The organism is Streptomyces composti, assembly GCF_012034205.1.
GTDB lineage: Bacteria > Actinomycetota > Actinomycetes > Streptomycetales > Streptomycetaceae > Streptomyces > Streptomyces composti.
This window is the reverse complement of sequence record NZ_JAATEM010000047.1, coordinates 1-19808: the sequence shown is the minus strand read 5'-3', so window position 1 is coordinate 19808 and position 19808 is coordinate 1. Positions and strand designations below refer to the sequence as shown.

General features: G+C 68.5%; 15 protein-coding genes. 11 read left to right on the top strand and 4 right to left on the bottom strand.

All coding sequences use genetic code 11. The features are described from left to right. Positions 1 to 152: 152 nt before the first annotated feature. Positions 153 to 362, bottom strand: a complete 210-nt coding sequence (locus tag HCJ93_RS27960) for a hypothetical protein (RefSeq protein ID WP_167998608.1) — start codon at positions 360 to 362, stop codon at positions 153 to 155. 150 nt (positions 363 to 512) lie between these two features. Between HCJ93_RS27960 and tap the strand changes: the two genes are divergently transcribed. From tap to HCJ93_RS27945, 3 genes are all read left to right on the top strand, one after another. Then, complete coding sequence (gene tap, locus HCJ93_RS27955) at positions 513 to 2648, top strand: telomere-associated protein Tap (RefSeq protein WP_167998622.1); 2136 nt, start codon at positions 513 to 515, stop codon at positions 2646 to 2648. 4 nt (positions 2649 to 2652) lie between these two features. Further along, positions 2653 to 3216: a telomere-protecting terminal protein Tpg gene (gene tpg, locus HCJ93_RS27950; RefSeq protein ID WP_167998621.1), complete on the top strand. Its 564-nt coding sequence runs from the start codon at positions 2653 to 2655 to the stop codon at positions 3214 to 3216. 336 nt (positions 3217 to 3552) lie between these two features. Next, positions 3553 to 4839, top strand: coding sequence for a DegT/DnrJ/EryC1/StrS aminotransferase family protein (locus HCJ93_RS27945; RefSeq protein ID WP_167998620.1), 1287 nt, complete (start codon positions 3553 to 3555; stop codon positions 4837 to 4839). A gap of 69 nt (positions 4840 to 4908) precedes the next feature. Here the strand turns inward: HCJ93_RS27945 and HCJ93_RS27940 are convergent, their stop codons facing one another. Further along, positions 4909 to 6108: a cytochrome P450 family protein gene (locus tag HCJ93_RS27940; protein ID WP_167998619.1), complete on the bottom strand. Its 1200-nt coding sequence runs from the start codon at positions 6106 to 6108 to the stop codon at positions 4909 to 4911. A gap of 335 nt (positions 6109 to 6443) precedes the next feature. Between HCJ93_RS27940 and HCJ93_RS27935 the strand changes: the two genes are divergently transcribed. Beyond that, positions 6444 to 7922 carry an NAD(P)/FAD-dependent oxidoreductase gene (locus HCJ93_RS27935; RefSeq protein WP_167998618.1) on the top strand — a complete coding sequence of 493 codons (1479 nt, stop codon included), beginning with the start codon at positions 6444 to 6446 and terminating at the stop codon, positions 7920 to 7922. On the opposite strand, the gene HCJ93_RS27930 is transcribed toward HCJ93_RS27935, so the two are convergent. After that, positions 7877 to 8953, bottom strand: a complete 1077-nt coding sequence (locus HCJ93_RS27930) for an aldo/keto reductase (protein ID WP_277350796.1) — start codon at positions 8951 to 8953, stop codon at positions 7877 to 7879. The two genes, HCJ93_RS27935 and HCJ93_RS27930, sit on opposite strands and share 46 nt — an antisense overlap. 332 nt (positions 8954 to 9285) lie before the next feature. Between HCJ93_RS27930 and HCJ93_RS27925 the strand changes: the two genes are divergently transcribed. The 7 genes from HCJ93_RS27925 to HCJ93_RS27895 all read left to right on the top strand — a co-directional run bounded on the left by HCJ93_RS27925 (position 9286) and on the right by HCJ93_RS27895 (position 16570). Next, positions 9286 to 9450: a hypothetical protein gene (locus tag HCJ93_RS27925; RefSeq protein ID WP_167998616.1), complete on the top strand. Its 165-nt coding sequence runs from the start codon at positions 9286 to 9288 to the stop codon at positions 9448 to 9450. Positions 9451 to 9589: 139 nt separating this feature from the next. Then, positions 9590 to 10828, top strand: a complete 1239-nt coding sequence (locus HCJ93_RS27920; protein WP_167998615.1) for a tetratricopeptide repeat protein — start codon at positions 9590 to 9592, stop codon at positions 10826 to 10828. Then, positions 10825 to 12174 (top strand): MATE family efflux transporter, encoded by a 1350-nt coding sequence (locus tag HCJ93_RS27915; protein ID WP_167998614.1) that lies wholly within the window; start codon positions 10825 to 10827, stop codon positions 12172 to 12174. The genes HCJ93_RS27920 and HCJ93_RS27915 overlap by 4 nt, the downstream gene beginning before the upstream one ends. A gap of 118 nt (positions 12175 to 12292) precedes the next feature. Further along, on the top strand, positions 12293 to 13375 hold the full coding sequence (locus HCJ93_RS27910; protein WP_167998613.1) for a PQQ-binding-like beta-propeller repeat protein: 1083 nt from the start codon (positions 12293 to 12295) through the stop codon (positions 13373 to 13375). Further along, entirely contained in the window at positions 13366 to 15153 is a 1788-nt protein-coding gene (locus HCJ93_RS27905; protein WP_167998612.1) for a M3 family metallopeptidase, read from the top strand. The genes HCJ93_RS27910 and HCJ93_RS27905 overlap by 10 nt, the downstream gene beginning before the upstream one ends. Continuing rightward, entirely contained in the window at positions 15146 to 15814 is a 669-nt protein-coding gene (locus HCJ93_RS27900; protein WP_167998611.1) for an O-methyltransferase, read from the top strand. Before HCJ93_RS27905 ends, HCJ93_RS27900 begins: the two co-directional genes overlap by 8 nt. Before the next feature lie 3 nt (positions 15815 to 15817). Further along, positions 15818 to 16570, top strand: coding sequence for an SDR family NAD(P)-dependent oxidoreductase (locus HCJ93_RS27895; RefSeq protein ID WP_167998610.1), 753 nt, complete (start codon positions 15818 to 15820; stop codon positions 16568 to 16570). 394 nt (positions 16571 to 16964) lie between these two features. Here HCJ93_RS27895 and HCJ93_RS27890 read toward each other — a convergent pair whose 3' ends face one another. Next, a complete protein-coding gene (locus HCJ93_RS27890; protein WP_373563625.1) occupies positions 16965 to 19355 on the bottom strand; it encodes a DEAD/DEAH box helicase in 2391 nt (796 codons plus the stop codon). Positions 19356 to 19808: the final 453 nt, after the last annotated feature.

Genomic DNA, 19808 nt, shown 5'->3' with positions numbered 1-19808 from the left:
ACGCACGAGGCCGCGACGTCCCCCGCCCGCTGCCGCGGCGCAGGCGCTGTGCGGTCAGCTCGGCGCGCTCGCCTGCGGGCCGGGGTGACGGGGTGACGGGGTGTCCGTGGGGCTGGGACGGTAGCGCCCGGCTGTGCGGGTGCGCGCGGACTTCAGCCCGTTTGGCTGGTCGGTGGAACCCGGGGCGCCTGCGCCTCATCGGCGCCGAAGAGGTGGCGGAACGCTTCCGCGTGCGGTACTCCGGCCGCTTCGCCGCGGGCCTGCCGTGCGCGGTAGGCGGCCAGGGCCCGCTGTTCTGACAGTTCGAGGGGGTCGGCGGCGCTGATCCGAATCGCGGCTTTGTGGTCGGCGGGCTCCGTCATGCGCAGCACCTTAACGAAGCGCACCGGCGGGGACGGCTCAGCACTGGCAGATCCGGAAGACCCCCGTTACCCGAAAGGACCCTATTTCAAGGTTAAGTAGTTTGCTAATCCAGGGATAAATCTAGGCTATGGTGGTGGGGGAGGTGAAGCATGCCGACCGAGGAAGAGCTGTTCGCGGCCGTTGATGCGCTGCTGGAGGGGGAACCGCAGTTGCCGCCGCCGGCGGAGCGGGCCCGGCTGCGGGAGGCCGCTGGAGTGACGCAGGCGCGCCTCGCGCAGGTGCTGCAGTCGACGACGCAGACGGTGAAGAACTGGGAGGCCGGCCGCTCGGAGCCGCGGCCGCCGCGCCGGGAGGCGTACCTGCGGCTGCTGGAGGGCTGGGCGGCCAAGTACCCGGCCCCCGACCAGACTGACCCCGCGCCCGCACCGGCGGTGCCGGAAACATTCGCCGCGGCGCCGGCTGCGCCGCGGCGTCCGGCCGGAGATCCGCAGGACAGTGCACCGCCGGTCTTGGCGCCTGCCGCGCCCTCGAGCGCCCGCCCGTCGGCGACGGCCAGGAGCTCGGTGAGCACCAGGCCGACGTCCTCCACGTCGACGTCGCGCCGCCCCGCCAGGAAGGCCGCCGCGCCCGCGGCGGATCCGCGGTTCCCGCACGGGCCGCTTGCGGTGCTGGACGGCGACGGGTCGGCCTACTGCGTCGAAGGCGTCGTGCTCGACTGCCCGGCCACCACCATCCCGCAGCTGGTGGAGTGGACGCTGAAGGAGTCCGGGCTCGGCGCGCCCCGGTTGAACCGCAACGGCAAGGACGCCGACCCGCTGATCGTGCTCACCGAGGCGGCCGCCGTCCGGCTCGGTCTGCCCGCCTGTCTGGAGGACCGGCGGGGCCTGCGGCTCCCGGAGGACCACCTCGTGGTCAAGCAGCTCACACGCGCGAAGTGGAAGCTGACGCAGCGCGGCTTCGGCCCGTGGGCCCGCATCTACCGCCCTGCCCAGGGCGGGCAGCGCAGTTGCGTGCAACTGGCGGTACTGCCGTGGGGCGCGCTGGATGCCCGGGCCTGGGGCGACGCAGGCCAGTTGCCCGCCCCGGAGCTGGCCCGCGTGCTGGGTGTCTACGCGACCCGCGTGACCACTCCGCGCGGCTCGGCCGCCGTGTGCGGCCTGGAGCTGATGACGAGCCTGCGGCCGCCGACCCGGGCCGCGAAGGACGCATCCGGTGTGTGGGTATCGGCGCCGAACCCCGGCGCGCTCACCCAGCCCGTGGACCCTGCGCCGCCGGAGGCCCCGGCCGAGCACCCGGTCGCCCAGGGCTGGGAGGGCGGGTTCCTCGACGAGGAGGCCTACCAGTGGACCCGGGATGTGGCCACGTTGTCGGATGAGGAGTGCCTGCTGCCGTGGGCGGTCGGTTTGGACATCAACACCGCGTTCCTCGCCGCCGCCTCGCGCCTAGTCGTCGGCCTCGGTGCCCCCGTCCACGTCAGCTCGCCGGTGTTCGACAAGAAGATTCCCGGCAGCTGGCTGGTCGACCTGTCTCACATCGAGCTGGACCCGCGCCTGCCGTCACCGTTCACCCCGTCCGGCCGGCGGCCGGACGGCCCGGCCTGGTATGCCACCCCCACCGTCGCCTACGCCGTCGAGCTCGGCTACGACGTCCGCCCGGTCGAGGCCTTCCTGCGGTACGAGACCGGCGCGTACCTGGACCCGTGGCACGACCGCCTCAAGGACGCCTACGCGGCCACGATGGCCGATCTCGGCGTCCCGGTCGGCAAGGACACGGACGAACGCGCCTTCCTGGCCGCGATGGAGCACCTGGGGCAGAACGACCCCGGCCTGGCGTGCGTGCTGTCGGCGATCAAGGCCACGGTCAAGGGCGGGATCGGCAAGCTGCGGGAACGCCCGCAGGGCCGGCACTACCGCGACGGTGAGCGCTGGCCCGCGCTCGAGCGGCCGACCTGGCGCCCCGACATCCGGGCGGCGGTGATCTCCAAGGCGAGAGTGAACATGCACCGCAAAATGCTCAACACCGCGAAAGCGACCGGACGTTACCCGCTGGCAGTGCTCTCGGACTGCGTCGTGTACGCCAGTCCGGAGCCGTCCCCGCTGGGGTTCTTGCCGCTCACCGGCGACGGGCACGTGCTGCCCGGCTCTTTCCGCCTGGGCGCCACCCCGGGCCTGGCGAAGACGGAGGGCGTGCAGCCGATGCTGACGGCTGTGGAGTGGCTGGAGAAGGGCCTGAACCCGGCCCGCCACATCAAGGGCGGCGACGCCGTCCTGGACGAGGGGGAGTGAAAGCGTGGGCGACATCGACGATGCCCTGCAGCGCGCGGAGTACGAGGCCATCACCAAGGCCCCGCCCAAGACCCCACTCGCCCAGATGCGGCTGCTGCTCAAGGCCGCCAAGGGCTCCACCAGGACGGTCGCTCAGCGCCTGGGCATCTCCCAGCGGCAGGTGGAGCGCTACCTCGCCGGCAAGGCCAAGCACCCCCGCCCTGCTCTGCAAGAGGCTCTGGAACGCGAAGTCCGCAAGGTGTGGCAGCCGCGGGTGCGCGCGGCGGCCCGCAAGCGTGCGGCCACCACCACCGGGATCACGATCGAGACCCGCGCCCGGTTCGGCTACACCGCGCCCATCGGCACCACCGACGACCCGCGGATGCGCCGGCTGACCGTCCACCTCCCGCCCGCCTACGCCGCGCGCCTGTTCACCGCCCGGCAGCAGGGCGCCGGCGACCAGCAACTCCGCCGCATCGTCGCGGAAGGCCTGCAGGAGATCTACTTCAAGGACAACGGCTCCCGCGCCGCCGGCCTCGAAGTCGAGCTGACGGACATCGACTTCTTCGACGCCTCCTTCGGCGCCTGACGCGGCATGTTTCCCTTTGCCGCGGCCTACGACGCACTGGCCGGCGCCAGCGAGGCGAGATGCAGACGGCCAGCTACGTGCTCGGCGGGCACCTCTCTATCACTGCTGCGGACACCCCTGGTCGAGGAGCATGATTGCAGATCGGCCAGAGCGCACACCGCCATGTCGCCTTCCACCACGACGACACTACGGTCCGAATGCCGCCGCCGAGGCGTACCAATCAGCCAATCTGCAGTCAGCGGCGGCCGCGACATGGAGATGCGCACGCCGAGCGGGGAGGATGAGCAGCCAAGGACTTGTCCGTCGAAGGCCGGTTGGGGAAGGGACGGAGATCCGATGACGCTGGCCATCCTCGGAGGAGAGCCCACGATCGGCAACCCGGGTGTCATCGGCAACCCGGTCGCCTTCACGGCGCAAGACCGGGACGCCGTGATCCAGTTCATGTACAGCAAGAGCGGACGGCTGTCCTTCTACGGACGCGAAGGCCTGCTGGGGCGCTACGAGGACGAACTGGCCGCCTATCACGGCGTGCGCTACGCCGTTCTCACCAACTCCGGGACCAGCGCCCTGTACTCGGCCTACTTCGGGCTCGGCCTGGAGCCCGGTGACGAGGTCATCGCGTCGACGTACACATTTCTCGCGACCGTCACCCCACTGGTGAGTCTCGGAGTCGTTCCCGTTCTTGCCGATGTGGACCCGGAGACCGGCAACCTCGACCCGGACGACGTCCGCAAACGCATCACCGATGCCACCCGGGCCATTGTGGTCACTCACCAGTGGGGCCACCCGGCCGAGATGGACGAGATCATGCAGATCGCCCAAGACCACCGCCTGCGCGTCGTGGAGGATTCCTCGCTGGCGATCGGTGCGACCTACCGCGGCCGACGTGTCGGCTCCCTCGGTCATGTGGCGGCCTTCAGCCTGGGGTCGAGCAAACTGCTCAGCGGCGGCCAGGGTGGCGCGCTCGTCACCGACGACGACGAGATCATGGAGAGGGCCAACCTCGTCGGTCATTTCGCTCGGCGCAGTGAGGCCCAGGTCAGGTCAGAGAGGTACCTGCCGTTCGTCGAGACCGGATACGGGCACAACTTCCGAATGCACGCCCTGGGCGTCGCCATCTCGTACCGCAGGTTCCGCCGGATCGAGGACCTGATGGACCGACGCGCGCGGCGCTACAACGCCCTCACCCGGCAGTTGGAGTCCTCCCGCCTGCTGCGGCCCCCCGTCACCCGGCCCTACACCACCCGCGGCTCCTGGCTCGGCTACACCGCAGGCTTCGACGCCGAGGCGGCTGGTGTGGACATCGACACCTACGCCAAGGCACTCCAGGCAGAGGGACTGCTGGTCCTGCCCCGCGGATACCACCCGCTGCTCCACCGCACCGCACTCTTCACCCGCTACGAGGACGGCTACCGCCGGCAAGGCCCCTTCGCACCCGGCAAACGCGTCTATGCCGAGGGCGACTTCCCCGCAGCCGAGGCGCACGTGGACGCTCAACTCGCCTTCCCGCATTTCCTCGACGAGGACGACTGGATCATCGACGCGTACGGCGAGGCCATCCGCAAGGTGGAGAACGAGATCGACGCGCTGATCGCGTGGCGCAAGCAGCAGACCGCGGAGTGACGCGGGTCGTCGAGGCGACGCCAGTCGCCCCCTTGACCACGCACAGGGATCCCGCGCTCGCGCCCCCGCCTACCCCAGCACCACCGGCACCTTCTCCAGCCCCCGCACGGCACTGTGCCGCCAGGCCAGCGACTCGGGCGGGCAGGCGAGCTTCAGCCCGGGGAAGCGTCGTAGCAGGGATTCCAGGGCCATGCGGGCCTCGAGCCGGGCGAGTGCCGCGCCCAGGCAGAAGTGCGGCCCGTGCCCAAAGCTCAGCATCGCCTGCGCGTCCGGCCTGGTGATGTCGAGGGAGTCGCCGGCCTCCACCTGGGCTGCGTCACGGTTGGCGGATGCGATGCAGGCCAGCACCACACCCCCGGCCGGTATGTCGGCCCCGGCGAGCGTCAGGTCCTCGGTCGCGTAGCGGGGCATCGCCATCTCCACCGGGCTGGCGAAGCGCAGGAGTTCCTCGAGCGCACCCGGAAGCAGGTCCGGGGTCTCACGCAGCAGACGCCACTGGTCGGAATGGCGGAAGAGAGCCGCCATCGCGTTCCCGACCAGGTTCACCGTCGTCTCGTGCCCGGCCATCAGCAATAGGGCAAGGGTGCCTTGCAGTTCCTGGTCCGAGAGCTGGTCGCCTTCATCCATCGCGGCGATCAGCGCGCCGGTCAGCGTGGGCTGTTCATCGGGCGCGAGCCGCGGAGATGTTCTGCCGCGCCACTCGTCGATCAGCCGGGTGAGGTAGTCCTTCATGGCGAGCGTGCCCCGGCGCAGGACCGCTTTCGACTCCTCGTCGATCGGTGGAATCATCGTCTCCCGCGTCCAGCGCCGGAAATCGGCGCTGTCCTTGGCCGGGACACCGAGCAGTTCGCAGATGACGGTGAGCGACAGCGGCGCCGCGAAGGACTCCAGCAGGTCGACCTCTGGGTACCGTGCCATGTCCTCCAGCAAGTCGTCCGCGATGGCCTGGATGCGCGGCCGCAGAGCTTCGACCCGGCGGCGGGTGAAGGCCTGGGAGACGAGGCGGCGTATTCGTGTGTGATCCGGTGGATCGCTGGCCAGCAGATTGATGCCGAGCACACCGCCGCCGGTGAGTTCCTGGTCCCGCATCCATTGCGGCGCGTGGTGCGGATTTCTGGAAAGGCGGGGATCGAGAAGCACCGACCGCGTGGCTTCGTAACCGGTGACGAGCCAGGTGTCGTGTCCGTAACGACTGACCTTCCGGTGAATCGGACCTTTTTCGCGGAGCCGTGCATACATCAGATACGGGTCGGGAATGTGCGCAGCCATTTAGTCGGACCCCCGGGCAACCCTGGTGTTCAGCGGTGCCGGATCACCCTATATCAGACCTGTGGAGGAGAGTAGTGCGCCCGCAGGCTAGTGAGGTGCGGGCGCAGAGCGAGCGGCGGTCCCTTGATTGGCTGATCCCTTGCGGTAGGCCCTTCTTCCGTCTGGTGGGATACCGAGGGCCTGTGGACCGACGGGCGGGTGAGCGAGTACCGTTCCCGAGCGATCATTCTTTTGCCAGCATTTCACCGGGTGGACATGCTGTCCGGTTTTCGACGCCGACTCCCATGACAATTCCTGGCCGGAACCCGGCCTGACAGACATTCAGGCGGTCTGCTATGGCGAGCGTGCAGTATTACGACACTCTGATCATCGGCAATGGCGCCTTGGGCCTCTTCCTGGCGGAGGAGCTGATCACGCGGGGATCGGGAACGATCGCCGTCGCGGGCCCGCGCGGCCGCGAGACGGGCGCGAGCCAGGCGGCCGGTGCCATGCTCGGCTGCTTCGGTGAAGTGACCACGGAAACGCTGCGCACCGAGCCGGCCAGGATCAAGTTCGAGATGAGCCGGGCCGCGCACCGGCTTTGGCCGCAGGTGCTGCGTCGCCTGGAGTCCGACGCCCCGGCCGGGCAGCCACCGCTGAAGGTGGCTGAGAGCACCCACGTGGTCCTCAACACGTGCGGTTCCTATCTCGACTCGGTGAACTACGCGGCGATGACCGACGCGCTTACCGCGTACGGCGAGGACGTTCACGAGGTCGACCCGGGGGAGATCGTCGGCTACCACCCGCGCGCCGACCAGCGGGCACTGCGCGCCCTGCACCTGCCGGGGGAGGGCGCGGTGGATGCGCGGCGACTCCTGGCCGCCTTGGAGGGGCGGCTCGAACGGGCCGGAGTGACCCTGGCCGACCAGAACGCCGAGGCGCTTGTCACCGTAGACGACCGGGTCTGCGGTGTCCGGCTGGCGAACGGTGTCCATATGGAGGCGGAGACCGTGGTGGTGGCGGGTGGTGCCCGCGGCGCGTCCTTGCTGCAGACCGCGCTCACGCCGTCGCAGCTGATCCCCCTCTTCGCGGGACGCGGATTCGCCCTGGTCACCCGGCGCGTGTCCGGCACGCCCTTCGAGAGCGTGGTCCGAACGCCCAACCGGGCCTTCGCCTGCGGGCTGCACGTCGTACCGCTCGGCGGCGGCAGGGAGTATCTCGGCGCCACCAACAGCGTCGCGAAGGAGCCGTTGACCAGTGTGCCCATGACCGACGTGCACTTCCTGACGCAGTGCGCGATGCAGCAACTCGACGAGGAGGTCACGCATCACGAGGTGGAGCAGTGGCTGGTGGGAAACCGGCCGGTCACCCTCGACGGCTTCCCACTGATCGGGTGGTCCGCGCTGCCCGGGCTGTACCTGCTGACCGGCACCTACAGGGACGGACTCCACTGCGCACCCCTGCTCGCGGCGAACGCCGCCAACGAACTGCAGGGCAAGGAGCGTCTGATCGACGACCTGTTCACGCCGGTACGCCGGCTCATCCAGACCCGCACGGTGGAACATTCCATCGAGGAGTACGTGCAGCACTGCCTGGCCGGATGGTTCGAGTCGCAGGCAGCGCCCCACGGCTCGACCAGTTGGCTGGCCACCATCTACCGCCAGCAGGCCACGGCTTTCTACGACTGGCTGGGCATCGACTACGGCCTGGGCCCCGACCTGGTCGCCTACGCCCTGGGCAGTCCGCACAACGCCCAGGAAATCCGGCGCAGCCTGCGGACCCACCACGGTCACAGCGCGCCCGAACCGGTCGGCTCCGCCCGTTCCGGCGACTGATCAGCGTGAACGCTCTCCTGGTACGCCGCCTTCAAGAAGGTGTACGGGTAGGGGGCGGGTCGTGTGCTTGCCGCATCGAGCCGGGCGACCATCTCGGCTGGCAGCTCCACGTCCAGCGCCGCGGCGTTCTCGAGGAGTTGCTTCGGCGACGACACCCCGAGCGCCACCGAAGTGACCGCGGGCTTGTGCAGCAGCCAGGCCAGGGCCACCTGAGCGGCGCTGCACCCGAGCTCCCGTGAGATCTCGCCGAGGCAGTCGAGCACCTGGACGACCACCTCCTGGAACGGGTCGATGTCCCCGGTCGTGAACGCGTCCGTCAGCCTGCCCCGCCCGTGGATCTCACGCCGTTTCGGATCCACCCGGTAGTGGCCGGTCAGGAGACCGTTGGCTAAGGGGCCCCAGCTCACGAGGGACGGCCCGTGCCGCAACAGGGGCGTCATCTCGTGCTCCACGGACCGCTCGAGAAGGTTGTAGTTCATCTGGACCGCGGCCGGTGCCGGCAGCCCCCGCCACTGGGACAGCACCTGTACCTGCCCGAGGTACCAGCCGGGCACGTTGCTGAGGCCGAAGTACCGGATCCGGCCGGCGGAGATCAGGTCCCCCGCCGCGGCCAGCGTCTCCTCGGGCGGTGTCACGCCGTCCCACAGGTGCAGGTAGTACAGGTCGATGTAGTCCGTGCCCAGCCGCCGGAGCGACTGTTCCACTGCGGTGAACATCGCGCTGCGGCTGCACCCTCCGCTGTTGGCGTTGCGCGGATCCGTCCGGTAGCCGAATTTGGTAGCGACGACCACGGTGTCCCGTACCGACCGACGTCGAAGGGCTCTGCCCAGCCATGTCTCGCTTTCCCCGCCGTTGTACACGTTCGCGGTGTCGAAGAAGTTAATGCCGAGGTCGAGGGCGCTCCCGATCAGCGAATCCGCGTCCTCTTCGGGCATGGTCCACCGGGTTCCCCAGCGGGAGCCCATAGTGGCCGTCCCCAGACACAGGCGCGAGACTTTCAGCCCGGTTGTCCCCAAACAGCGATATCTCATCTTCCAGCCCGGTCCTCGAAGATCGGTGTACGACTGACTCGGAGGGATGGCAGAGCCTACCCCTTCCCCAGGCACCGAATCCGGTACCGTGCCTCCTGCGGCGAACCGGTCAACCGAAGCTGATATCTGTCGGCCACCACCCGCCGCGACCGCTTCCAGAAAGTGCAGCTCAGGAATCATTCCGCAAGATCCGGGAAACGGAATAAGCCATTGCTCCCAGGAATGTTCATGGCCCATTGCGTCCCTTGACCGACGGCTGCGGGAGCCGAGAAGGTGCTGATGCTCAGCCGATTCAGCTGGGTATGTCTGCCCCTTTGAAGGAGGGATTGACAATGGAGAGCTACCCGTTCGAGAAGAAGCCCGCCTTCTTTCCCGTTGTGACGTCGGAACTCTTCTTCGACGCCGACGCCCTGGCGAATGACCTGTTCGAGGGCGCCGACCGCGACGGCGAAGTGCTGGAGGGTATCGACACGGAGCTCGACGAGCTCCTCGCCTGATCACCTGATGTACAGCGGCGGTTGGCACGACGTGACCCCGGTGCCACCGGCTACCCGCGTAGGTGCCAGCCGCCCACTCGCCGAAAGCCTCTCGTGCCGACGCGCGTCGCCTGGAGTGGACAGTGGAAGGAGCCTCGTCATGCCTGAGCTGGTGTTCCGCCGGAACTCCTTTCAGGAAACGCTGATCCGGCTTGAGTACACCTCCGCTCCGGACCGGCCCGTGGACCTCTTCTCCCGGGCCTGCGTGGAGCACTACCGCGAGCTGCGTACGGATCGCTACGGATACTCCTTCACCCAGGTCTTCGAGCCTGGTGTGCTCCGGGAAGCCGCCCTGCTGGACGGGCGCCGCTACGAACCGCTGGCCGATCTGAGAGACCAGCCCGGACCTGCCGTGGTGCGCCTGGCCGAGCTGGCGGACAACGCACCCGACCTCTCGGTCATCGGCCTGGTCAATGTGGCGTCAGCCCTCATCACGATCTCCCGCTTCGATCCCGCCTCCCGCCTCTTGCGGCTCGCCGAAGCCCGGGCGGTCACCCCGCGCGACCGGCTGGAGACCGCCATGCTCGACTTCATGGTGGCGAACCGTCGCGACGACGGCGCTGGCTCGCCCGGCGCGTTCAGCCGGATGCGTGAGGCGATCGAGACTGGCACGGTGCCCCGGGAACGCGTCATCGACGTATGCGCGCAGGCCGTGGTCTGGTATCTAAAACGCAAGGAGCTGAGCGAAGCGGACTTCCGTTGGTACGTCCGCACCGGATGCGCACTCACCAAGGAGCCGGAGCACATCGACCCGACAACGATCTCCGCGTGGAACCGAGCCCTCGCCATGATCCCGGCCGGAAAAGGCCAGGCGCTTTCGACCCGGCGCTACATGGAGCGCACCAGGGAGGCAGCACAGGAGGCGATCAGCCGCCGCTCGCGGCCCTACGAGTTGAACTTCCTGAAGACGTACTACGAGTCCACGCTCAAGGAACACCTCTACGTCACGCGTGACTTCGACAAGGCCAGGGACGCCGGGGAGTCGCTCATCGCGCTCGACTCCGCCTGGTCGCCCAGCTACGCCGAATTGGCGGAGGTTCATCAGCGAGCCGGTGACAAACGGCGGGCCGCTGAGCTCTACGAAGAGGCAGCCGCGATGGGGCCTCCGTACGTCGGCCACCATCTGCTGCGTGCCACGCGCTGCTGGGAGGAGCTGGGCGAGTACGAACGGGCCGTCGACCATTACCTGACGCTCTGCCGGCTCGCGCCTGGTAACGAGCCGCTGCTGAGGTCCGGTTTCCGGGCCGCACAGAACGCCTCCAGCCCGGCACGGGACCGATTCGAGCAGATGCTGGCGCAGACGGCGGGCCTCACGGGCACCGGCGAGCGGCGCCCGTGAGGGAACACACCCGCCTCACCGTCGGCAACTACGCCGGATTCGCCGGGGTGATGCTCGCAGTCGGCCTGGTGACCACCGGATTCGGGATGGTCGACCTGCTGATGGTCGCACCCAAGGGAGTCAGCCACGTCGCTGCCGTAGGCCAGGGAAGCGTTCTCCTCATGGGCGTCTCGGCCTTCTTCCTCGGGGTGATCGATGCGTTCGCCGGGCGGCTCGCCATCGCCGAAGGACAGGGCGCGACGGCACGACGTCTGCCGTCGCTTGCGGCAGCCCTGCTGGTGACGCTGGCACTGTGTCAACTGGCCGCGCTGCTCCTCGCCGCGGTGAGGGAGCCCGTGCTGACCCTGCTCCGGCAGGATCGGGACCTCGTCCCACTGCTGGGCGACTACATGCAGGTGCGGCTGTACGGCGTCGGAGTGGTCATGCTCTACGCCGCGTTCAACGAGGCCCTCAAGACCTGCGGTGCCAAGAACCGCTCGCTCGCGACGCTCGTTCTCGGTTTCGGTATCAACGCGCTGTTCAACTGGGTGTTCCTCGAAACCGGGTGGGCACGGTTCTTCTCCTCTCCAGAGAGCGCCGTAGCGACCGCAACCGTGATCGCCAACACCGTGATGGCCGCGACGGCCGCATGGACGTTCGCGGCTCACATGAGGACGCGCGGTGAGCGCTTCGACGGGCCGAAGCGAGCCGCCGTCCTGCGGGAGCTGCGCTCCACATCTGTGGCCGGGGCGGGTGTCGGTGCCCGCCATGTCAACGACTACGTGGGATCCATCGTCCCCATGACGTTCATCGGCACCATGGGGGTCAAGACGCTGGCCGCCAGCGTCATCGCAGCCAACATCTACACCGTCTTCTGCCGTGTGCCGCAGGCGTGCTTCCAGGCCACCTTCGTCTACTACGGCTACGCGGTCGGCCAGGAGGGAGCCGACCGGGTGAGGACGGTACGGACACTGCTGAGCTATGCCGCCGTGCCGACGGCCGTGGCCGCGCTGCTCGTCGTCATGGCCTCGCCCTGGCTGGTCGCGGCATTCGCCAGCCCCGGCCTCGACCGCTCGCTGGCCGTCGTACTGCTGCTGGCCTATCTGCTCTACCTGCCGGCCTACCTCATCGACCAGTCTCTGGCCACGCTCCTGGTCGTCCACCAGCGCGGCGCCGTCCTGTTCGTCGCGTCCACCCTGGCGACCTACCTGCTGACGATCCCGCTGTCATGGTGCGCCGTCTTCCTGCTCGATTCGGCCTTCCTCGCCGTCGCCTCCAACGGGGTGGCGACGGCCGTCCAGGCAGCCGTCTTCTGGCGCATGCTCCGCCGAGAGGTCCAGGTGGGAACGGAGGTCGGCGTTGCGTGAGCCGCCCAGGGGACCGGCGTTCCGGCACGACCCCGCCAAGAATGTGCTCGTCCTGCCGGGAAAGGCCGGGCAGGACAGCCGATGGGACCGGGAGCCGATGGTCTGCGGACATCGGCGTGTGACCTATGAGAACGAACGGCTCGGCCGGACCGTTCCCGTGCCGGTCAGCGCCAGCCCAGCCGTGGTCATCGGCGCTGGAGTCGTCGTCGCCGGCTACGACGGATACGTCCGGTTCCTCGACCGCACGTTGAGCAAGGTGTACTGGAAACGCCGGATGGACAGCCCGGTGTACGCCTCCCTGGTGCTCGATGGACGGCGCCGACGGGTGGTGGTGGCCGCGACGAGCGGGCTGGTGGCCTGCTTCGACCTGAAGGGCGCGCTGGTGTGGTCCGCCGAGGTCGGGGTGCCGGTCTACGCGACCCCGACCGTTCTTCCCGCATCGGATGTCCTGGTCATCGCCGCGTTCCACAGTCGCTGCCTCGGCTTGAACCTGGACACCGGAGCCCAGGTGTTCGAGAGGCCCCTGCCGCGCCCCTGGCACGCCGGCCACGCAGGCACCGCGGCCCATCGCGACCCATACGCCAGCCCCGTCACCACCGAGATGGACACCGCCGTCCTCTGCTGCGCCGAACACGTCCTGGCTCTCGCCCCAGACGGGACCGAGCTGTGGCAGCAGGAGATCGGGCACGCGATCAAGGCGTCCCCGGCCGCACTGCACACGACGGGCAAGGTCGCCGTCTGCCCGGTGAACGGGCAGTGCCTCTTCCTCGACAGCAGCAAGGGGCAGGTGCTAGGTGAGGTGTTCCTCAACGCCAAGATCACCGGCAGTCCCGCCGTCTCGGGCGGGATCCTGGCGGTCGGTACGCAACGCGATACGGTCGCCGGGCTCGACATCCGCACGCACGACATCGTCTGGACCTCTCCGCACGGCGCACCTCGCGAGTACACCTCCTTCAGCGTCCTGCCCGACGGCGACTTCATCGCCACGGCCCGGAACGGCAACATCGTCTGCCTCGGCAGACAGGACGGCCGGTTCCGTTGGGAAAGCAGTCAGGTGCTGGGGCTCGCCGACCACGAACCCGCCATGGACATCACTCCGGTGGCCGGTCCCGACGGCAGCATGTACTGCGCCTCCTACTCCGGTGACCTCTACCACTTCAGGTTTCAGCCCCTCGACGAGGAGTCCCCGCCATGTCCGTAGACACCCTCACCGCCCCGGACAGGGCCAGCGTCGCCGCCATGGACGAGTCGTTACACGGGATGATGGCCCGGCTGCGGGCCATCATCGCCGAACCGGCCCTGACGCAGGACCTCCTGGTGGAGATCGTCTCCATCTACAACAACGTGGCGTACGTCTTCCTGTACCTGGAAGCCAACGAGCGGCACGTCAACTACGACCGGCTCCTCCCGTGGCGAGACCGTTTCTACAACGCTCCGGAGATTGACGAACGGCTGATCGCCCTGCTCGAACCGCTGCGCTGTGCCGATCCGGAGGCGGAGGAATCCCGCCATCGCCTGTTGGAGCAGCTGCGACACAAGAGCCAGGCGCCGGACCTTCAGGGCGACGAGCGGATAGCGGAGCTGCTGGCCGAGGCGAAGGACGTTCTCCACACGATCCAGCAGGACCAACTCGATCTGCTGAAGCGACTCGGGGTGAACGTCGGCGGCGCCGGACCCGCGGCCGTGTTCTACCGCCTGACCAGCGGCACGACCGACACCGCCCGGCGGGCGAAGCTGGTCCGGGCGTGGCGGATGATGCGCGACCGCCACCAGGACGCTCTGGTCGCCGCCGTCGACGGGATGATCGCCGAACAACGACGTCAGAGTTCTGCCGCGGGATACGAGACGACCCTGGACCAAACGCTGCGCAAGTGCGGTGTCCCTCAGGCCACCATCGCCGACTTCCTCGAACACTACCTCGACCAGGCGCTGCGCAGTTACGACGCGCTGGCGGCGAGGGTCCAGGAGGTGACCGGTGCCACCGAGTCCCCCATGGACCATTTCGGCGCCTTCATGCGCACCGTGTCCGGCACCGCCCCCCTGCCCCAGTTCCCGCTGGCCGCATGCCTGGACTTCGTCTTCGCGGTGGCCCGCACCGCCTTCGGCCTGGAGGTGCGACCCGTTTCCGGCACCCACGACCACGTCCTGACCTGCGCGGTGCGGGCCGGCGACGAGGAGATCGGCCACATCCACTTCGACCTGTGGGACACCGACCACAAAACGCTCAAGGCGAACACGACCACCGGCATCCGCAACCGGACCGACTGGAGCGGACTGGTGCAGAGGCCCGTGGCCTACGTCTCGTGCCGCTTCCGGCGCAGCCCGGACGGCGTCCGCCACATCACCTTCCAGAACGTGCACAGCCTCTTCCACGAGTTCGGCCACGCCGTCAACCACCTGCTGATCCGCAAGCGGATCCCCAACCAGTCCGGGCTGGAGTACCTCCCGCTGGAGCGGCTGGAGAACCTGAGCATGTGGTTCGAGCGGTGGGTGTTCCATCCGGAGTTCGGCCGTCACCTCCCCCTCTCCGCCCAGGACCGGGACGGGCTGGCCCAGTGCCAGCGCATCAAGAAGCTGGAGTACCAGGGCACGTACGTGGACCGGGCGGTCACCGCCGCGCTGGACTTCGAGATCCACCGCCGTCCGCAGGGCGGGGTCCTCGAGGCGTTCCACCGGCTCGAGGAGCGCTTCGGGATCTCCCGCCACTGCTCCGTGGGGGACTTCCTCACCTACTTCACCTGGCCGATGCTGCGCGCCAACCCCGGTGCCTACTTCTCCTACCTATGGGGAGCCGCCCAGAGCGCTGAGATGTTCGCTCCCTACCAACGCCTCTCCCTGGAGCAGATCCCCGCCCACCCTAAGCTGCGGAGCCGCTTCACCGCCTGTTTCGACTACGACGCGCCAAGTCAGGAGCCCGACTGCACGGCGGCGTTCGCCTTCTATGAGGACGACAGCGACCAGGAGGTTAGCGTTGCCTGAGACGAGCGCCCCTGCCCGCGACGGTTTTCCCACCGACTATGTGCGGGCCGTCCTCGGCAACCGCGAGCCGGTCCTGGAGGAGATCCTGCGCTATGCGGTTCTGGACCAGGGAATGCCGGCGATCCAGGTCGATGACAACGCCGCCCGCGTGCTGCAGATGCTCGTCGGGCTGAGGCGTCCGCGGCACGTGATCGAGATCGGCACCCTGTTCGGCTTCTCCACGATCCATCTCGCGCGCGGTCTGCCCGAGGGCGGACGAGTGACCACCCTCGAGATCGATTCCCGGGCCGCCGACCTGGCCCGCCGCAACCTCGAGAAGGCGGGAGTTGCCGACCGGGTGGAGGTCGTCGTGGGCGACGCGGTGGACTACTTGTCCACGGTGCCCCCAGAGTCGGTCGGCATGCTCTTCATCGACGGCGACAAGAAGTCCTATCCCCGCTACCTCGCCGCTGGCTTCCCGCTGCTCGAGCCGGGCGGGCTGCTCGTCGCCGACGACGCCTTCGCGCTGGGCGACTTCAGCGGCGAGTCGGCCGACGACGCAGACGGCACGCAGGAGTTGAAGGCCATCCACACCTACAACCGCGCTGTGGGAAAGAGCACACGGCTGTTCTCCGCGTTCATCGGGACCAGGAACGGTCTCCTCGTCAGCTGCAAGGGGTGAGGCATGGAGAAGAAGCGAGCGCTTGTTCTCGGGGCCAGCCAGAACCTGGGCGCGCATCTCGCCGGTCGTATGGCGGCGGAGGGCTGGGCTGTGACGGCACTGGGCCGGCGGCCCGCCGGTGAGACGGACCTACCCGCCGACCTGGACTACATCCAGGCCGATCTCTCCCTCCCGGAGACGCTGGAATGGCTTCCCGAGAAGATCGGCGACGCCCCGGACGCGGTCGTGTACAACGCGGTCCGCTACCCCGACCAGAAGGCGGGCACGCCCTCACTGCAGGAGCTGGAAAGCGTCTTCCGCGTCAACGCGCTGGTGCCCTATCGCCTGTTGCTCGACCTGCTGCTCGCACCACGCGACCGCTTCTGCTCGGTCGTCGTCGTCAACTCCGACGCGATCTACCACGCCCGCGAGCAGTCCGGCGTCTACTCTGCCAGCAAGGCGGCGCTGCGGGTGCTGACCGGCACGCTGGCCTCCACCGCACGCGGCCGCAACGCCAGCGTCTCCACCCTGCTGCTGGGGCCCCTCGCCGACCGGGAGAAGGTACGAGGCCTCCAGCGGGTCGCTGAGCAGCGCGGGACCACCGAGGAGGAGGTCACCCGGCTGTTCCTGCGCCGGTCCAACACCAACCTCGTGATTGACGAACTCATCGATTTCGAGTCGTGTTTCCAGAGCCTGAGGTACATGATCGGCCTCGGCCCGGTGGCCAACGGCATGATGTGCCGACTGGACGGCGGATCGGCGGGGGGACTGGTCTGAGACGATCCGGAAGTGAGGCGTCCACCCCTACGTAGACCGAACCCATCGCAGAGTCCATCCGCTTCCGCCGCGGGGCCGCCAGCCCGCCATGACGTGACGTTCTAGGGCTGCTGCTGCCAAGCACGCTGCCTGCCGCCGCACGGCCCGCTTCTGCGCCCAAGTGACTCCGTTGGTGTCCTGTTCGAGGTCGCAGGTCTGCCACCCACAGGCACCCAGTCGGGAGAGTGACGGCTTCCACCCGGGTGCCTGTCTGTGTTCACCTCACCCACTCGTATTCGTCGTCCGCGTCCCATCCGGCGTCGCGGTCGCCATGGAGCAGGTCGTTGATCTCGTCCTCGGTGAGGACGTCGCGCGCATCGTCCATGGCTCTCATGATGCCGACAGCCCGGCCGGTTCAGGTGGCCCAGTCGAGCCCGAGGCCGGCCAGCATCTTCCGCCGTTCCTCGGTGAGCTTGGCACGCCTGGTCTTGGTGTTCGACAAGAACACGCCGAGCTTGACCTGGGTGCCGTCCGGCAGGGTCTCTACGTGGGTCCTGGGGACGGTCAGGTGGCCTTCCCGCAACCGGTACTGACGCAGGGCCTCCACACCCCGCTCGAAGGCGCTCTCGGCGCCGCCACGCGCCTTGGCCGGGGCATCCTTCGGCGCGGCCAGTGCCGTGATGCCGAGCTGCTCCAGGCGTTCACGCTGCTGCGGCAGCAGGGCCTGCCATACCGCGTGTTCACGCTGTCTGGCCAGCCACTTGCCGACGTCCATGCCGTGCACGGTGACGCCTGGCAGCAGTTCGGTGAGGGTGGTGTCCTCCTCGGCGAGGAGTTCGCGTACGGCGGCGTAGTGCCGCTGCCAGGTGACGGGCCAGTTCGGGTTCCAGTCCGGGTCGATGGCCGCCAGCGCGGCCTCCCGTTCGGGGTGGCCGGCCAGCGCGCCGGGCCGCCTCAAATTCGACAGCCATTGCCCGATGGGCCGGTCCAGGGCGGTCGCTGTCCGGGGCGCGCACAGGGTCCAGTGCTGCTCGTAGTAGACCCGGGCGGCGGCCAGGTTCTCCTGGAAGGCCGCGTCGGTGGCGTCCCACATCATCCCGAGGGCCTCGAGCCGCTCGGCCCGCTTGCTGGTCATCTGTCCGGCCCCGTAGGCGCGGCGCTGCTCGGCGATCCACTGCCCGAGCGGGTAGGCGCCTTCCCTGTGGTCGTACGGCACCCGCAGATGCTGCTCCCGCTCCTGGTACCGGCGGGCGGCGGCGTAGCCGCGCGCCCAGTCCTGCCGCTCGGTGTCGATGACGTTGAACGACACCCACTGCGCGACCATCACGGGGTCCCGCGGCGCGGCAAAACGCAACAGCAGGCGGGTTTCCTCTCCTTCTTCCTCGGGCGCCTCACCGATATTCACCGACGGCTGCGCCACGTCTTTCTGCGGCTCTTGTGGGATCGCGAGCAATTCCACGGCTTCTTCATCGTGGGCCCGAAGCCCCTGCAAAACCTTGATAAGCGGCCGGTAGCTTCCCGAGGTGAACATGTCCTCCGGCTGCTCCCCGCGCTGCAGAAAGACAGGCACGATCAAAGAGGCCAGCTTCCCCTCTCCCGGCTTCTGCCGCAGCGCCCGCCCGATCGCCTGGACGATGTCGTGCGGCGCGCCCTTAGGGTCCAGCAGCGCCACCGAGTCCACCGCCCGGATATCCACGCCTTCCCCCAGGACCCGGCAGTTCGACAGCACCGCCCGCCGCGCCGTCGTCGCGAAGCCGCCGAGCACCTCCCGCCGGCGCTCGGGAACGTGCTCCCCGCACAACCAGTCGGCCCAGATCCGCCTCGGGTACTTCTCCGGGGCGTCCGCGTGCAGCTTCGCCGCCACCCGCGACAGGCCCTCGGCGTAAGCCTGAGCCTCTATCGTCCGGTGATGGAAGGTGATGCAGGTATTCAGGTCGTGGTCCGCCATGGTGCGCAGCAATGCCGCCTGAAGAGCACCCAGCCGCTGCCCGCGCACCTCCTCGCTGCGCCGCTCCTCACCCATCAGCCGCTCCGGCGTGACGACCGGGTCCATCAGCTCGACGACGATGATCTGGTACCGCGCCAGCAGGCCCCGGGTCACCGCCGACGCCAAAGTGAGCCGGTACAGCACCGGACCGAAGACGGCTTCGTCGTCCATGGACGCCGCCAGCTCCTGCGGCAACGGGTCCCGAATGCCCTCGGCCACCTCCCAGTTGGGCCGCTCCTGCCAGATCCGCGGCGTCGCCGTCATGTACAGCCGCCGCGCCGCCGGGATCACCGCCTGGTCATGGATGCCCGCCCACGCCTTCCCCATCGACCCACTGGTGCGGTGCGCCTCGTCCACCACCGCCAGGTCCACCGGCGCCAACCGCTGCCCGTAGACGCCCTCGAACGCCTCGGCGAGCACCGGCAGCGACGCGTACGTGGCGTAGATGGTCACCGGCCCCGCCCCGTGCCACATCGCCAGCCGCACCGGGTTGGTGGTACACCGCACCTTGAGGTTCCACAGCTCCGGGTCCTCCTGGAGCGAGCAGACCGCAACCGCCGGCCCCCTGTGCCCGACCCGATACCACTCCTTCACTGTCTGCGTCAGCAGCTCCAGCGTCGGCACCAGCACCAGAACTCGCCCCCGCGGCAGCATCTCCCGAGCAGCGAAAGCGGCGATGACCGTCTTCCCCGTCCCACAAGCAGCAATGAGCTGACCACGCAAGCCGTTTACAGGAATCCCACCAGGCGGAACATCAAGACCGCGCACAATGGCGTCAACAGCTTCAATCTGATGGGAGCGCAAATCACGCCTCGTCATAGCCATCCGATACTCTCCTTATCGCGGAGTGCGGCGCGCCTCAGACAGGGAATCATCAGGAGACTCTGATACGCCAGGACAGTGATGCGATGTAGTTCCCAAACTATACACAGCGCGTCATCATGATGCAGCCGCTTGAAGAAGGTTCGTCCTTGAGGGTTACACGTCGACAGACGGGTTCCATCAGCGGATGGTTGGAGTGTACGATGCATGAAGTATTGTTGGACTGGCCAGAAGACGCAGATGAGTTGAGGGAAGGGTTCGGGCGGAGCGCAGCGGAGCCCTCTCCTCTGCATGATGCCGGCGCAGCAGGACCAGAGGGGCCGTCAGACTCGTTGCAGGGGTGATAGCTGAGACTCCCAGGGTTTACACGGCGCCGCGCATGATGCACCGGCCCCTTGCAGTCAGCCCGAGAGTCCCCGCTTGCGGGGACTCCAGCAATTCGCGCTTGCG

What these genes read in the sequence shown, in the direction of transcription:
- HCJ93_RS27905 (WP_167998612.1), top strand. Translation starts at nt 13,366, where the DNA reads ATGTCCGTAGACACCCTCACCGCCCCGGACAGGGCCAGCGTCGCCGCC.
- HCJ93_RS27890 (WP_373563625.1), bottom strand. Translation starts at nt 19,355, where the DNA reads ATGACGAGGCGTGATTTGCGCTCCCATCAGATTGAAGCTGTTGACGCC.
- HCJ93_RS27930 (WP_277350796.1), bottom strand. Translation starts at nt 8,953, where the DNA reads ATGAGATATCGCTGTTTGGGGACAACCGGGCTGAAAGTCTCGCGCCTG.
- HCJ93_RS27945 (WP_167998620.1), top strand. Translation starts at nt 3,553, where the DNA reads ATGACGCTGGCCATCCTCGGAGGAGAGCCCACGATCGGCAACCCGGGT.
- HCJ93_RS27935 (WP_167998618.1), top strand. Translation starts at nt 6,444, where the DNA reads ATGGCGAGCGTGCAGTATTACGACACTCTGATCATCGGCAATGGCGCC.
- HCJ93_RS27895 (WP_167998610.1), top strand. Translation starts at nt 15,818, where the DNA reads ATGGAGAAGAAGCGAGCGCTTGTTCTCGGGGCCAGCCAGAACCTGGGC.
- HCJ93_RS27920 (WP_167998615.1), top strand. Translation starts at nt 9,590, where the DNA reads ATGCCTGAGCTGGTGTTCCGCCGGAACTCCTTTCAGGAAACGCTGATC.
- tap (WP_167998622.1), top strand. Translation starts at nt 513, where the DNA reads ATGCCGACCGAGGAAGAGCTGTTCGCGGCCGTTGATGCGCTGCTGGAG.
- HCJ93_RS27925 (WP_167998616.1), top strand. Translation starts at nt 9,286, where the DNA reads ATGGAGAGCTACCCGTTCGAGAAGAAGCCCGCCTTCTTTCCCGTTGTG.
- HCJ93_RS27940 (WP_167998619.1), bottom strand. Translation starts at nt 6,108, where the DNA reads ATGGCTGCGCACATTCCCGACCCGTATCTGATGTATGCACGGCTCCGC.
- HCJ93_RS27960 (WP_167998608.1), bottom strand. Translation starts at nt 362, where the DNA reads ATGACGGAGCCCGCCGACCACAAAGCCGCGATTCGGATCAGCGCCGCC.